A 15,663-nucleotide genomic window follows, 5' to 3' on the forward strand; every position below is an offset into this window, starting at 1 on the left:
GATCAGATTCAAGAAGTTTTCAGTAAAACGCGAACTTCAGATGCTTCTTGTATACATATGCCTTGTAGTTATTGCAAGATTTGTATACTTCCCGTTACATTTTGTTGACGGGGAAATAGGTACTCTAACGATTGGATTTTCAACTACATTGTCTGACATGATAAGTTTAATCCCGTTCTTTTTTCTCTTTGACAGATATGATGGATGGCTTATCAATATTATAGGGAACATAGTAATGTTTATACCTGTAGGAATAGTATGGCCTATCTGTTTTAGAAAGCTTGATAATATCAAAAAAACTGTGTTTGCCGGTATTTGTTTTATTATCTTTATTGAGCTTTCCCAGTTGTTATGTACAGAAAGACATACAGATATTGATGACGTGATATTAAATACAAGCGGTGTTTTGATCGGAGCGTGGATTATATTTGCTATACGAAAAAGTCGTAATGATGTGTCTTAGTGTAAAATATCTGAATGAGTGATAGCCGTGAGAAAAAGCCATACAGCCCATTCCAACAGCAGAAACTTCAATATCACGCAGTATTCTTGTCTTCATACGCTCGCCTCATTTGAAAAATCCCTTGACGCCGCCAAGCACGAGCTTGTTCGTCAGTTCTATGATCTCCTCGACCGACTGCTGTTTGCCTTCTTCTACCCACTGCCTGTAAATACCGAGAACCGAGTTGTTGACAAAGTTCAGCAGCATACTTTGCTGATATTCGGGCAAAGCACCGTATTTCTTTGAACTGCTCCAGCCTGCGTGATTGACCTCTTTTATCATACCGCTGCGGATATAGTGATAGGACTCGCTGCCTGCGCAGGTGATCTTCTCATAGGCAAATCCTTTTTCCTCTGAAAACAGGAAAAACTCACGGTTCACCTTGTCAAGCTCATCAGGCAGCCTGAAATTCTTGATACGCTCGATGTACTCCGCAGCATACTCCGACTGCAGTTCTGCAAGCAGATCATCAAGCGTGGGATAGTAAACGTAAAAGGTCTTTTTGTTTATCATCGCACGGCTGCAAAGTTCTGTTACCCTGATCTTGCCGTAGTCCATTTCACATATCATCTGCTCAAACACGCTTTTGATAGAGTCTATTGTCCTGCGCACCCTTAAATCTTCGCTGCCTGTCAGTATCATAGTAGTCCTCCCGTTTTAGTCAGCCGGATGCCATGCTCCGAGGTTTGCCTCCTGCTGTTCAAGCGTCATGTTGAAGAAACGCTTTCCGCAGTCAAGTGCTCTGATCTCAGCCATTTCATCGGCGGTCAGCTCAAAGTCAAAAATATCGAAGTTCTCTTTCATATGCTGAGGATTTGTTGTTCTGGGGAATACGATAGTACCCTCCTGGATATGCCAGCGTAAGATTATCTGCACATTGGTCTTGCCATATTTCCGAGCCAGTTTCGTGAATACAGCCTCACCGATAAGCCCCTTGTCACCGTGACCGATGGGATACCAGCTTTCGATGACGGTACCGTACTTTGCGATACGCTTTTTCAATGCGTTCTGCTGATAGTAAGGGTGGCACTCCACCTGCAATACAGAGGGCTTTATCGTGGCAGCTTCGCACAGCTCCTCAAGACGCTCGCTCTCAAAGTTGCTGATACCAATAGACTTTACCTTGTCTGCCTTAACAGCCTTCTCCATGTCCTTCCAGGCACCGAGATAATCGCCGAACTGCTGATGCAGCAGGAGAAGGTCGATATAGTCGGTACCGAGCCTGTCAAGCATCTTGTCGATAGCTGCAGCGGTCTTGCCCGCGCCGTATTCGTGCGGCCAGAGCTTTGTGGTGATCCACACTTCTTCACGGGGAACGCCGCTGTTCCTGACTGCCTTGCCGACGCTGCGCTCGTTCTGATAAGCGTGAGCCGTGTCGATGTGGCGGACGCCAATTTTCAGCGCGTCAAGTACCGCATTATAAGTAGCTTCTCCCTCCGGAATCTGATAAACGCCAAGTCCGAACTGCGGGATTTTCGTACCGTCATTCAAGATAATGTAAGCCTGCATAATTATACCTTCTCAGATAAGTTTGTTGTTTTTAAGCCACTTTTCAATAGTGGACTTTGCGCCTTTTACGCCACTGCCCGTGAGAGAAAGTCCCTCGCCGACATTTGCATATTTCTTTATGTCCGAAACGCTTTTGCCAAGTCCGCTGCCCTCGTTGGTGCAGAGCGGGTAGACCGTCTTGCCGTTCAGATCAGCGTTATCGAGGAACGTGAACACCGCCATCGGCATCGTTCCCCAGTAGTTGGGATAAGCGAGAATGATCGTGTCATAGCCGGAAACATCGGGCATCTCTTTCAGCTCGGGGCGAGCTTTTTCTCTCAGATGAGCCTTTGCTTCTTCGATACAAGTCATATAGTCAGCGGAGTAAGGCTGCACCATTTCGAGCTTGAAGCTGTCATAGCCTGTCAGTTCGGTGATGTGCTGTACTGCGATCTCAGTGTTGCCAACCTCCACATACTTCATCGAACCTCCGAAATAGTTTTCATCTGCTCTTGAAAAATAAATAACGATAGCGTTCATATTAGTTCCTCCTTTGCGATTTAGGTAACTCCTGTTCCTTATGTGCTTATTGTAGCATATTTATTCTGATAATTCAACGGGCAGTTTCATTTAAACGGTTACATATGTAACGGTAGCGTGAAAAGGTTACTTATCTATTTGAGAAATTAAAGCATGCTGTTTTCTGATATTCACGTCAATGTGTTTATCTGAATATAACAATAAGAGTAAGGCAGCCATTACGGCTGCCTTTAAATTATTCTATTTCAGTTTATTGTAATCCTTATCGGATACAGCTTCGCACCATTCCGTACTGCAATCCTCGCCCTGAATCTCAACCGCAAGATGTGCAAACCAACTGTCCTTAGCCGCACCATGCCAGTGCTTGACCTCGGCAGGGATATTCACAATATCGCCCGGATTTAATTCTCTCGCTTCCTTGCCATACTCTTGATACCAGCCACGACCGCCGACACAGATCAGCATCTGACCGCCGCCGCTTTTTGCGTGGTGGATATGCCAATTATTGCGGCAGGCAGGCTCAAAGGTCACGTTGTAGATCGGTATTTGTTCCGTGGAAACAGGCGCAAGATAGCTTTGTCCCACAAAGTAATCGCCATAGGGATTCGGCTCGCCTATGGGGAACATGATCTCGTTCTGGAACTTGTCCTTATCGGAAACGACAGGAGCGTTATCCGCATAGACTTCCTTTGCAATATTGAACACCGCCCATGCGTGCGGCCAGCCAGCATAAAAAGCAGTGTGAGTAATGACTGCTGCCATTTCTCTCTGCGATACGCCGTGATTCTTAGCGTTCTGGATATGATAGCGGATAGAATTATCCGTCACGCCCTGAGACATGAGGGCTACCACTGTGATAATAGTCCGCGTCTTCAGGTCAATATCGGTATTGTTCCAATTCTCACCAAACAGTATATCATCGTTGAAATGTGCAAAGTCGGGAGTGAACTCACCGAGAGTCTCTCTTCCTGCTGTCTGCACTATCTTTTCAGTCATTGTGACACCTACTTCCTTATGAATTCCTCGTCCTTGTCAGGTATGCCGCCCTCATCACTGACATATCGCTCCACCGTCATGTGAAGATCGTATTTGTCCCGAAGCTCTGTTATCTTCTGCATCATGGGCGATGCGTGGTGACGGTCGATAGCCGCCTGATCTGTCCATTCATCTATCAGCAGAACAGTTTCCGGATCATCAAATGAAAGATAATATTCATACCGCAGATTGCCGTTCTCATTTCTGATCACATCAACTGTTCCGCTTGAAGTCATCTCCTCTGCAAAGGCTCTCGCAGAGCCGCTTTTGCCAGTGTATCTGAGATTCACGATAATACTCATTGTATGCTCCTTTTATCAGATGCCAAGCGACTTAATCCATTCTTTCAGTTCGCTTACAGAAGCATTTGCACTGAAACGCTTGCCGTCCTTGATAACAGCACTATCGGACACGCTGGGGCGAAGTTCCTTTGCTGAGTTACCCATTCCGCTTCCGCCGGATGTTGCAAATAGAATGATAGTCTTTCCCGAAAAATCATAGGCTTCGAGGAATGTATTGATAATAGTAGGTGCTACATACCACCATATCGGGAAACCTACGAAGATCGTATCATAGTCAGCGATATTTGCATCTGTATCAGCGATAGAAGGACGGAAGGACTTGTCTTTCATCTCGACAGAGCTTCTGCTGTTCTTGTTCTGCCAGTTGAGGTCTGCGTTTGTATATGGTTCTTCAGGGCGTATCTCATAAATGTCTGCCCCTGCTGCTTCTGCGAGATTTTTTGCCAGTTTAGCGGTAACGCCGCTTGCTGAGAAATATGCTACTAATTTTTTACTCATAGTGATTACCTCCGTTTTTTTAATTTGAGAGCGTGACGGTAATATCGCCATCGCCCAATATTGCCTTCAGTTCTTTCTGTGTGATATTATTGATGTGACCAAGCTTTGTGAAATCCCATGTATTCTCGGCGTAATATATTGTGATCTTGTTGCCCTGATACAGAATAATGTCACCCGGTACTGTTGTGATCTTTTCATCATTTTTCGGTAAACTTTGAGGAAGATTGCCGACCTTTTCAAAATTGCCGTAATCGCTCATATCTACGGTAATATTGCCTTGCTTCAAAAGTTCTGTCAAAGCCTGAGCCGAGCTGTTATCTTCAAGAGTTGCTGTAAGCTCCGTACCATTTACTGATATTTTCAGCTTATTGTCAGACTTTTCTTCGTTCAGAGGAAGTGTGTCATACCACGCTTTTACATCTTCTTTTGTAGCACCCGAAGAGAAACGCCTGCCTTCAAGCTGATTGCCTATTGGCACAAGTGCCTTGATATTTTTCTCACTTGTGGCAATTCCACTGCTTGCAGATGTACAGAACGGAATAACGGTCTTATCCGAGAAATCATAACTTTCAAGGAATGTATCAATAATGCGAGGCTCCTGTCCCCACCAAATTGGATAACCGAGGAAGATAGTATCATAGCTGTCGATAGAAGCTATCGGGTTTGCTATCTCAGGACGAACCGACTTGTCGTTCTGTTCTTTGTTGGCGCGGCAGTTATCGTCCTGATATTTTATGTCCGCATCGCTGTAAGGCACAGCCGCCTCGATAACATAGCTGTCTGCATTTGTAATGTCTATCAGGTATTCAGCGATTTTCTCAGTGTTTCCGGTACGCGAGAAGTAGATAACAAGTGTATCATTGTCATAAGCGGTATTCGGATTTTTCAAAACTTCACGCCTCATCAGGCAGAGGTCATATACGTCCCAGCGGTCATCACCGTTCAAATCATAAGGCTTTCCTGTCAGATCTTCTTCCACAGGCTTAGCAAGAATGAAGCCCTGCAAATTTCGTACATCCTGAATCGTATATGTTGTTTTTTCTGTCGATGCTGAAACAGCATCTGCATCTGCTGATGTTTTTATCGTACCGCTTGTTGTCATCATAGCTGATACAGCGATAACTGTTGATGCAAGTATAGAAATCAGCTTATTCATAAAGCACCTCCGTGTTCTATGTTCCATATGAGGTTATCGAGCTTATCAAGCACAGCCTGTTCCTTGTGTATCGTATCGAGCAGAGCTTTTCGTGTTTTACGCAGGATACGAACCTTTTCGGCACAGCAACAGTTGTTCTCACAGCGTTTGAGGAATGACTCAACCTCTTCATCTGTCATACCTGAGCTTTTCAGTAAGTCTGCAAGCTCCTTATTGGTTATTTCGGGTATTGTCACCTTCATTCGATCACCTCCGCAAAAAACAAAAGAGTACAGGTTTATGTCCTGTACTCAGTATAACATATATTTCTCAATATGTAAAATGCTTATATTTCATACTTTGGTATGCTTGGAATGTATACTTTTGATGTATTCAAGGAATTTGCCTGCCGCACCTGCATATGGGCTCAGTTTCTTCCAAGCAAGTACCGATGTCATGAAAAGTTCTGGTTTCAGCGGACGGAATGCAAAACGTGCAGGATCAAACATATCCACTGCTCCCTCAACTGCCAGAACACAGGCAATGCCACGTTCTGCAAGCGGTGCTACATTGTCGATCAGATTAAAGGTTGCTACAATATCAAGCTCAGAAACCGGATATTTAAGCCATTCTTCTATCTCTCCGCGCAGAGCATTACGGCTCGTCACCACAAGAGGAAGTTCTCTGAGTTGTTGCCGTGTGATAGCCTTCTCGGTCGAAAGTCGATGATTCGCAGGAAGAAGAACGCCCCATACTTCCTTAGTCGGAAGACGCAAATAATCGAACTTCTCTATATCTATCGGCTCCAACAGGAACCCGAAGTCAAGCAGACCGTGTTCAAGCCTTTCCTTAATAAGGTCGGCTGTTCCTGTAATTATCTCAAAACTCACAAGCGGATAGCGTTCACGGAAATGCTCTATCAGTTCAGGAAGAACGCTTGCTGCCTTTAGTCCGCCGCTGCCTACGGAGATAACTCCGCTGATTTCCTCCTGTTCACGGAACTCACTGTCTATCTTGTTCATCAGCGACACAACTTCCTCTGCACGTCTGCGGAGCATAACGCCCGAATCGGTCAGCGTGAGTCGCTTGCCTCTGATGAATAACGTTGTGTGAAGCTCGTCCTCAAGCTCCTTCATCTGACGGCTGAGTGTTGGTTGTGTCACATGAAGTACCTCGGCGGCTCTTGATATGTTCTCCTCACGGACTACCGTCAGGAAATATTCCAGTAATCGCAGTTCCATTGGTTCGCCCCCCCTTGTAAGCGGTATATAGGCTAATTATACCATACAACAAGCAAAAGGTCAATCGAATCATCCTTCAATTGCTTATTAATATTGAATCCGCATCGAAAGGCTTTTCGCTGTAAGCAATTATGACCGCAGCAAGCAGAGGACTTTTTCTATATCGAGTTTATGGTGATATATAGCCATTTTTTTATTTGAATGTTAATGCGCCCTATCTACAGTACAGGCTGCAATCAACGAAAAGAAGTAATTCACGACTATCTCAAAATCGGCGATTTTACGCTGTTTCAGGGCGATGCAGAGATGTACTTCAAAGCTAAGTCCGAGAAGCGTGAATTCCATAATTGGCGTGACATCCGTGTAAACGTTTATGTCTGAGCCGATAGAATAGTTAATAATAAGGCTCTCACAGTTTCGGCTGTGAGAGCTTTTTTGTGGGGTGAAATATGGGCGTTTTATGTAAAATGCGTTTTTACTTGACACTTGACTTTTTCGCATCCATATAGTATAATTATCATAAACCTGCGTATAATTGAATTTAGAGTGTATCACAAACCTGCGTATTCAGGAATTTACAAGCAAACTAAAACATGCGTATTATGGAAATGAGGCGTTATCATGATACTGAAACGTAAAATGTATGACAAGCTGCTGACTCTCAAAAACGAGCTGAACGGTAAAAAAGCCTTTCTTATCGAGGGTGCAAGACGTATCGGAAAGTCAACGATATGCGAGGAATTCGGCAAAAAAGAATATAAGAGCTATATCCTCATAGACTTTGCCAAGTGTCCCGATGAGGTCAAGGACTACTTCGTGAAGCACATGAACGATCTTGATACGTTCTTCATGCTGTTATCCATATATTATGGCGTGAAGTTGTATGAGCGTGAGTCGCTTATCATCTTTGACGAAGTGCAGATGTACCCGAAGGCGAGAGAGTGCATCAAGTACCTTGTTGCTGACGGCAGATACGACTATATCGAAACAGGCTCGCTCATTTCTATCAAGGAGAATGTCAAGGATATCGTCATTCCCTCGGAGGAGCGTCATCTGAGTATGTATCCGCTGGATTTCGAGGAGTTCTGCGATGCTTTGGGTGAGGAGCAGATATGCGGTTATATCCGCAAGTGCTTTGCTGATAGAGTTCCCCTTGAAAATGAGCTTCACCACAAAGCGATGCTCCTGTTCAAGCAGTATATGCTTGTAGGCGGTATGCCGCAGAGTGTTATTGCGTTTCTTGAAAGCAGGAAGGATTTTGACAAGGCTGATATTGAGAAGCGTGACATTCTCTCGCTGTACCGCAGTGAGATCTTGAAAATAAGCCGCAAGTACAGGAGCAAAGTCCTCACCATATTCGATCAGATACCCGGTCTGCTCTCTCAGCACGAAAAACGTGTCGTTTTCAATGATATTTCAGCAGGGAGCAAGGCAGACCAGTATGAGGAAACGTTCTTCTGGCTGTCAGATTCGATGATCTCCAACGAATGTTTCCTGTGTAATGACCCGAATGTCGGGCTTTCAATCAACGAGAACAGATCGTATGTAAAGTGCTATCTTGGCGACACGGGACTGCTCGTCAGTCACGCCTTTGACGAAAACGAACTGCTGGAAGACGAAGTCTACAAGCAAATACTCGGTGACAAGTTGAATATGAACGAGGGTATGCTCTATGAGAACGCTATCGCTCAGATGCTGACAGCAAACGGTCACAAGCTGTATTTTTACACGCAGTACAATGCTGAGAAACACCGCAACGACATCGAGATCGACTTTCTGATATCAAACAATAGCAAGCTGAAATACAAAATGTTCCCGATCGAAGTCAAGTCGGGGAAGAAGTATTCGATAGAATCGCTCAAACGTTTCAAGGAGAAGTACAAAGCTCGTATAGGTGAGTGCTATGTGATACATCCACGAAATCTCAGTTTCAAGGAGGATATTGTTTGCATACCGCCTTATATGACGATTTGCTTATAACAAAAACACCGCCGTTCAGGGGCTGATCTGAACGGCGGTTAATTATTTTTTTCATATCCATCTAATATGGTCTGCAAATGGCCTTTGAAATCAGAAATAAGTTTAGAAGGAGAAACAATTCGTAAATCATCATATCGGAATTTTGCCAGCCAACCAAAGAAAATATCAGATTTCTGAATCGGAACCATAAAACTAAGATGATGTTCATCGTAATCAATGAAATTAACCTGCTTACCGAATTTATCTATCATTGCTCCCTTAAGTTTTTTGGACACTACAAAGTTGACAGTGGTAAGCTTACCATCTTTAGATCCGAACATTTCAAATATTGATCTTAAATATTTCTCCGCATCCAAAACCTCTTTTTCTGGATCATAAAAGTCGCTTGACATATCAAGTTTATCATTTTCCTCATCTAAAACAGATAATCCATATATTCTGTCAGCCCTGAAATTGAATATTTTTATATCGTTTGATTCGTATTTTTTCCCGCAGATCAGATAACACTGCGAATTATCCCATATCAATTTATATGGTGAAACAGTATGTATACCGTCACGTTCACCGGGGTCAAGAGGAAGCTGTACATTGGTTTCAGGAAAAACTTTTTTATAGTCATCATCTGTTTTTACAGCATACCATAGTTCTCCTGCCTCATCATATTTTGCATAGCTGAATGTCAGTTTCTTTTTTTCCCTTATTGCTTTATGAATGCATTCTATGTTTTTTATACATTCCTCGTTAATGGTCTTATTGCGCAAGACAACATCTATGTCGTGAGAAAGGTCATCAAATCCTTTCATATTCGTCATTTGTTTTATGTGTGTGATGAGTTCTTCCGCCTTTTTTGCGCTGAGAAAACTGGAAGAACATATTACGTCTGCAAGCAGCATGAGTTCTCCGCTGGAAAAACTTTGTGGTTTGTAAATATAGTGACCATTTTTATTATGTTCGATACCTGCCCCGAGTTCTTCCAGCGCTTTGAGATCATTATATATTATCTGCCTGTTTGATGACAGTTCCTGTAGGTAATCCTGTAAATGAGCTATATCTATTTTTTGTCCGTCTTCACCAAATTCACGAAGATACTGCATGATAGCTATTATTCTTTGTCTTGATTTTCTTTTTCCAGCCAAATTGCTCCCCTCCTTTTTTATTAAGTATACCATAAGAAAAGTTTGCTGTCAATCTAAATGTATTAAATTCAATATATTATTTGCGTTAGAAGAAAGATGTGTTAAATTTAATACATCTTTAGCTTGAGATAAATGCTGGGCTTATGTTATAATTGAAAAAAATATGATCAAAGGAGAGATAAAGATGAAAAAGTATCTTTCGGATATAATAGACAGGCATGAAAAAGGACTGTATGTATGTAGACTTCCAACCGGATATGGAAAAAGCTTTTCTGTTGAAAAAGTTATCAGAGATATACTGGCAGATGCTTCGGATGACAGAAAAATTATTTATCTGACATCATTAAAAAAGAATTTGCCAAAATCGTTCGTTGATTCTGATGATGTTCTGATTTTGCGTTCAAATCTTGATCAGGTAATGGATATACTCCCGGAATTAGAAGTACCGGAAGTCTTTAAGACCCCAGCGTATCACAAAACACTTAGAACAGCCGAAAAGCTCAGCAAACTCAGGAAAAATAATACGTTCGATAAAGAATACATAGACTCTGTTGAAAAGGAACTTATAGAAAGCGAATCATTATTCAGGCATGAATTACAAACACATCTTAAGCAGACATTTCATAATAAGACTGCACGGCTTGATGCTATACGAACACAGAACAGATATCGCTGGATAGGAGAATTATACCCTGCTGTTTTTACAGATATAAAGCAGGTACTTATAATGACGATGAAGAAGTTTTTGAGTAAGAATTCTGTTATCATCGATCACAGCTATGATTTTATTACTGCCGAATTCATGGAAAACGCTGTTGTATTCATTGATGAGTTTGATGCAACCAAAGCCGTTATAACAGATCATCTTATCGAATGTGCATTAAATGTTTCCAATGATTATCTTGACCTGTTCAAGGCAATATTTTATGGTTTCAGGATAGAAAGCATACCAGCAAATCTGCAAATGGCATTATCTTCTGACGAGCATCTATCGGATGATATAAACACGATCATGGAAACAGGTGAAAAACTAATTCACGAATTCCGATTGGATCTTAGTTACAAGATGAATAACGAGAGTATTGACAGACATCAGAATTATCTGTTCAATGATGGCAGTTTCCACACCGTATTTGAAAGAGGGAAAAAATATATCCGTTCTGCTTATGATGAAAGAAGCAATAATGTACTGATAACTACAGAGAGCAAAGAGGATTATAAAGTAAACAAGACCAATAACGACCTGGTCATTTTCAGTTTGCTGAGAAATGTCCGTTCTTTTCTTTCCAGATTTCGTTTACTTGTATTCAAATGGGCGGAATGCTACCGTATGATCGTAAATTCAGGCCGTTCTGATGAATACGATGAGTTTACCAAAGAAAATGCCATAAGCACCATTCTTTACTCGATAGGACTTAATAAAACTCATCAGGCACTCCTTATGAACGAATGCTGTCGGATATCGTCTTTCAGAAGAACTCTTATTCCTGAACGTTCACACTATACAGTCGGATTTGAGATATTTGAATTTAAAGACAGCGATGAACACAATGAATCAACTGAGATAAATTATATCAAAGTTTATGATACACCCGAAAAGATTATAAGGTATATAAGTGAAAGAAATACGGTGTTTGCGATATCAGCAACGGCTGATATGCCAACAGTATTCGGAAATTACGATCTTACATACCTTAAAGAAACGTTGGGAGAACGTTATCATAAGCAGGACGAAGAACTCAGCCGTCGTGTGGATGATTCATTAAAGCGTAATTACAAAGCATATACAGATGGCAGGATCACTATACATTCTGAGACATTGAATACATCCTGCAACGGTGAAATAAAGGAAAAGTGTGATGAATTTCTTTCATCTGACAATGCTAAGCTTGCGGCAAATATCATTTCAAATATAACTGATGATCATTATGCTCAGATGCGCTATTGCAGTATCCTTCGGGTTATGCATGGCTTCTTTGAACATAATGAAATCCGAGCACTGTTGTGCCTTCAGAATGCGCTGCCTTCAGCTGATGCAAAAATGAATGAAGATCTGCTGTGCAGCTTATTCGTGCTTGCCGCTTCAGACCTGGGCAAAACTGCAAATGATAATGAGATTTGCATATTGCGCACAGCAAATTTCGATAATGACAAGGATGCTGTTCTCAGTGCACTTAGCAACGGAGAACGAAGATTTGTTATGTCGTCGTACAGCACCATCGGTGCAGGGCAGAATTTACAATATTCGATAAAGGATAAAAGCGGTTATGTTGAGCTCTGCGAATGTGAAAATGATAATGACAAGAGGCATTTCTCGGCAGATTTTGATGCTCTGTATCTTGGCAGTATAACTAACCTTACTGTAAATACCTATTCTGAAGGAAACATAACAAAGGAAGAACTTCTGAAGATGCTGTTTCAGACAGAATCCTTGTATTATAACGGCGAGTTAAGTTATGATAATACGGACAGAATGGTAAAGCTTGCGTTCAATTCGTTTTCAGGAAATTATGATAATAACTGTAACCTGCTGTATAAGACAGAGAGTATGAGAAACTATGTTACACTGCTTACAGTGCAGGCAGTCGGAAGAATGTGTAGGACCTATCTGAAACGTCCTGATATTTACCTGTACGCCGATGATACTCTGCTGGGAAAGCTTGATGTGTCGCTGCTTGAAAAATATAGTTCTTCACCCGAAATTGCAGCTATTACAAAAGAATGCAGAAAGCTCAGCAAAAAGTATACAGTATCGGAAGACAGGGTACTCAATACTGCTGAAAGGATATCCACTTATGGAATGAGAACCATAAGGCAGATGCTTTCAAAGAACTGGACACAGGAAAGCATGGAACTCTGGGCGGCTATCAGAGAAACCGTACTCAGATATCCGACAGCATATAAAGAACTCGCCGTACGAAATGAAATTATCAGGAAGTTATATATCACATCGGGAGAAGCGATAAACAGATACATCTATTCTCAGTATTCGGATTTCAATAATGTAGTAATTGATTTCACCTGCAATGTTGTCGGATTTAAGAATAGTGAAAGAGCTAAGATCATGGGAGAAGGAAAAGAACGTGTTACACTGACAATGTCTGAAGAGGATTCGGGACTTACTTCGCTCATGAAATACGCTCCACTGAAAAAATTCTTTATTGATTCTGGATATGCGGTAAAGTTTGAGAAGAACCTGTATATTATGAGCCCTGTGTTGTATCACAACATCTATAAAGGCGCCCTCGGTGAAGCAGCAGGAAAGTTTATACTTAAAAACGAGCGTAGGATCGAGCTTTCTGATATAACTGATCCTGATAAGTTTGAGTTTTTTGATTATCTTCTTGCACCTGATATATATGTAGACTTCAAAAACTGGAAATACACCTATGTACAGGATAAAGAAAAAACAAGAGCAGAAATACTTGCTAAACTTGATGCCATAGGCGGAAAACGAGTATATGTAATCAATATGACCGGCACACATAACAGCAGACCTTGTATAAGTCACGGTGGGAGGATCGTAGAGATCCCGGGTCTTATAGATAAAAACGGAAATGTTGACAAAAGAATGCTTGATATGATAAAGGAGGATATGTAATGGCTCATGGTATACTTTTGAACAGATATACTGTTGAAACAAACAATGGTGCAATAGATAATGATTATGATATATTCAGGATATCTGGCAGTTCCGATGATTATATGAAATCTAACATACTGGATATACCAAATACTGAATTCAAAGCCTTATCGGTACAGTATACCTTCGGAAAAGTCGCTTTTGTTTTATTTACTAAAGGAAAAGTTGAGGAAACTGCGTTTAGAATTGCTATTCAGGAAAGGTTTAAAGATAATTGTGTTCAGAAGATAGATATCACCAATGAAGAAGAACGAAAAAATTGTTATCTTTATGATAATGTACTGGTGCAGCTTTTTGCTAATGCGATAAGAACACCGAAGAATGAGATATTCTCATACAATAACACTACAGGAAAGCTGTATTATATACCGGCTAAATGGAAAAAGAAGGATAGCTTTTATTGTATTGAGATCAAATTTGAAAAAGGCAATATCCTCAAACTGCATGTCCGCTCATTCAGAAAAAAGAGTGAAAAAGATACTACTACCGGGCTCATATTTGACCCTAAAAGCGGTGAACTGCGAAAGAAACTGTCATCAGATAAAAATGTGACAGAATATATTCAAAAAGGGTTTAAAAACTCAAAAAACACTGTTGACTTTCTTCGTTTCAATTCCAAGGAGGATTTTTATCATTCAAAGCTGGGGATACTGTATCGTTTCCAAAAAGATATAGAAGATGAATACGGAAAGTATTTCACGCTGAAATCTGAAGAGTTGGAAAATACCTATGATCATGAGATAGCACGAACCGAAAAAGGTGAGCAGCTGTACCTGCATTATGGTAGACTGCTGAATAATGAAGTTAATATCTCTGATGAAGTAAAGACGATCGAATCTGTAAAAATAGTCGAAAAAATAAGTTATGAACTCAGCAAATTTTACGGGATCAGCACCACTTTTGGCGAACTATCGACCACAGGGAATAATATCCGTATAATACATGACGCTGACTATTATAAAGACAATAATATCACAGATCCTCACAATGATATCTCTAAGGATATAGTTGTTCAGCATATGGTAGTAGAAGAAAGCAAACATTCTGAATTATCACAAAAAGGTAATAATCCTTCTGCTGACATAAAGAAGATAATTCAGGAGCTGATAATCAAACAGGATATAAAAAACAGCAGGATAACCTGCTTTGACTGGAAAAGTCTTGATTTTGAAAGAAGCGTTTCCTTTATTTCCTGTGATGAGATCAAGCATGATAATAATATCAGATCTAAAAAGCAGGACAAGGAATATGTATACAAGATAATACACATTTCACCCGACGGAGAATTTGATCTCAGAGCGTTTAACACCAAAGATTTTCTTGACAATAACGATCTGCATATTATAAACGTATATGAGGACTTGAAAAACAGATATGCCAGATATCCGGATTCGATGGAGGGGATCATGGTGACTGATAATGACAACTATTCAGCAATAGTGAAAACTGCCTGTACAACATTACCGAATATAAATGCAATAGCTGAAAGTCTTGAACAAAAACCGTTCTCTAAGGAAACTATCGTTGATGCTGTTTCTGCTTTTAAAGAAGAGATGCCTGAGTATAGTGATTATGCTGATTCAATTTTTGAAAAACTTGCGGCAGAAGATGAAATCAGTTACAGATATGCAAATTCGTGCCTTGATATCAGGAAAAACAAAAAGGCAGGTTCAGCTTTGAACAGGTTTATCTATGCAAATTATGGTATAAGGATAAATCCTGAAATAAAAAACAAGGATAATGAAGAGGAATACTATCTGAAAAACATCTGCAATATAAGATACTGTTATGAACAAACATGGGATAATAAAAAAGCATTGGTTTACTTTGTGGGTCCCAAAAGAAGCAGTTTACAGCAATCGGTATATAATGGCTGTGTTATACGAAAAGTGTATTCTGACAATGAGCTTCCCGACACCAAAAAGTTCTTCCCACTAATGTCTGTTGAGTTTGTCAGAAATGAACAGTATACTGTTATACCGTTCCCGTTCAAGTATTTAAGGGAATATTCTGAGTAGTATACAATTATTCTTATTCTGAATAACAGGTGCTACTTTGTAATAACTTCAGAAATATATAATTCAATTATTGACATCCCAAAAGAAAGTAGTTAAATTAAATGCAAACTATTAAACAAAACTCCATGCAAAATCTATGCATGGA

General features: G+C 40.7%; 15 protein-coding genes. 5 read left to right on the forward strand and 10 right to left on the reverse strand.

Features of this window, described 5'->3' with window-relative positions; translation table 11 throughout:
- A partial coding sequence (locus BT105_RS11880; RefSeq protein WP_072300948.1) for a VanZ family protein occupies nucleotides 1–463 on the forward strand: 463 nt, incomplete at its 5' end.
- Nucleotides 464–568: 105 nt separating this feature from the next.
- On the opposite strand, the gene BT105_RS11885 is transcribed toward BT105_RS11880, so the two are convergent.
- The 9 genes from BT105_RS11885 to BT105_RS11925 all read right to left on the reverse strand — a co-directional run bounded on the left by BT105_RS11885 (nucleotide 569) and on the right by BT105_RS11925 (nucleotide 6,741).
- Nucleotides 569–1,144: a TetR/AcrR family transcriptional regulator gene (locus tag BT105_RS11885; RefSeq protein WP_028514273.1), complete on the reverse strand. Its 576-nt coding sequence runs from the start codon at nucleotides 1,142–1,144 to the stop codon at nucleotides 569–571.
- 15 nt (nucleotides 1,145–1,159) lie between these two features.
- Nucleotides 1,160–2,011, reverse strand: a complete 852-nt coding sequence (locus tag BT105_RS11890; protein ID WP_072300949.1) for an aldo/keto reductase — start codon at nucleotides 2,009–2,011, stop codon at nucleotides 1,160–1,162.
- Nucleotides 2,012–2,023: 12 nt separating this feature from the next.
- Nucleotides 2,024–2,530: a flavodoxin gene (locus BT105_RS11895; RefSeq protein ID WP_028514275.1), complete on the reverse strand. Its 507-nt coding sequence runs from the start codon at nucleotides 2,528–2,530 to the stop codon at nucleotides 2,024–2,026.
- Between the two features lie 240 nt (nucleotides 2,531–2,770).
- The gene (locus tag BT105_RS11900) at nucleotides 2,771–3,526 is read right to left on the reverse strand and encodes a carboxymuconolactone decarboxylase family protein (RefSeq protein ID WP_072300950.1); all 756 of its coding nucleotides are present in this window, start codon (nucleotides 3,524–3,526) and stop codon (nucleotides 2,771–2,773) included.
- 8 nt (nucleotides 3,527–3,534) lie between these two features.
- Nucleotides 3,535–3,867, reverse strand: a complete 333-nt coding sequence (locus BT105_RS11905) for a putative quinol monooxygenase (protein WP_031562400.1) — start codon at nucleotides 3,865–3,867, stop codon at nucleotides 3,535–3,537.
- Between the two features lie 15 nt (nucleotides 3,868–3,882).
- The gene (locus BT105_RS11910; protein WP_072300951.1) at nucleotides 3,883–4,365 is read right to left on the reverse strand and encodes a flavodoxin; all 483 of its coding nucleotides are present in this window, start codon (nucleotides 4,363–4,365) and stop codon (nucleotides 3,883–3,885) included.
- Between the two features lie 19 nt (nucleotides 4,366–4,384).
- The gene (locus BT105_RS15320; protein ID WP_072300952.1) at nucleotides 4,385–5,521 is read right to left on the reverse strand and encodes a flavodoxin; all 1,137 of its coding nucleotides are present in this window, start codon (nucleotides 5,519–5,521) and stop codon (nucleotides 4,385–4,387) included.
- The gene (locus BT105_RS11920; protein WP_019680292.1) at nucleotides 5,518–5,763 is read right to left on the reverse strand and encodes a hypothetical protein; all 246 of its coding nucleotides are present in this window, start codon (nucleotides 5,761–5,763) and stop codon (nucleotides 5,518–5,520) included. The genes BT105_RS15320 and BT105_RS11920 overlap by 4 nt, the downstream gene beginning before the upstream one ends.
- A gap of 90 nt (nucleotides 5,764–5,853) precedes the next feature.
- Complete coding sequence (locus tag BT105_RS11925) at nucleotides 5,854–6,741, reverse strand: LysR family transcriptional regulator (protein WP_072300953.1); 888 nt, start codon at nucleotides 6,739–6,741, stop codon at nucleotides 5,854–5,856.
- A gap of 207 nt (nucleotides 6,742–6,948) precedes the next feature.
- Between BT105_RS11925 and BT105_RS15100 the strand changes: the two genes are divergently transcribed.
- Together BT105_RS15100 and BT105_RS11930 are read left to right on the forward strand one after the other, a co-directional pair.
- A complete protein-coding gene (locus BT105_RS15100; RefSeq protein WP_177243983.1) occupies nucleotides 6,949–7,122 on the forward strand; it encodes a hypothetical protein in 174 nt (57 codons plus the stop codon).
- Nucleotides 7,123–7,362: 240 nt separating this feature from the next.
- Entirely contained in the window at nucleotides 7,363–8,721 is a 1,359-nt protein-coding gene (locus BT105_RS11930) for an ATP-binding protein (RefSeq protein WP_072300954.1), read from the forward strand.
- 38 nt (nucleotides 8,722–8,759) lie between these two features.
- Here the strand turns inward: BT105_RS11930 and BT105_RS11935 are convergent, their stop codons facing one another.
- Nucleotides 8,760–9,857, reverse strand: a complete 1,098-nt coding sequence (locus BT105_RS11935; protein ID WP_072300955.1) for a helix-turn-helix transcriptional regulator — start codon at nucleotides 9,855–9,857, stop codon at nucleotides 8,760–8,762.
- 184 nt (nucleotides 9,858–10,041) lie between these two features.
- Between BT105_RS11935 and BT105_RS11940 the strand changes: the two genes are divergently transcribed.
- Both BT105_RS11940 and BT105_RS11945 read left to right on the forward strand, forming a co-directional pair.
- On the forward strand, nucleotides 10,042–13,458 hold the full coding sequence (locus tag BT105_RS11940; protein ID WP_072300956.1) for a hypothetical protein: 3,417 nt from the start codon (nucleotides 10,042–10,044) through the stop codon (nucleotides 13,456–13,458).
- Nucleotides 13,458–15,518, forward strand: coding sequence for a hypothetical protein (locus BT105_RS11945; protein ID WP_072300957.1), 2,061 nt, complete (start codon nucleotides 13,458–13,460; stop codon nucleotides 15,516–15,518). Before BT105_RS11940 ends, BT105_RS11945 begins: the two co-directional genes overlap by 1 nt.
- Nucleotides 15,519–15,663: the final 145 nt, after the last annotated feature.

This window comes from Ruminococcus flavefaciens (assembly GCF_900119075.1).
GTDB lineage: Bacteria > Bacillota > Clostridia > Oscillospirales > Ruminococcaceae > Ruminococcus > Ruminococcus flavefaciens_Q.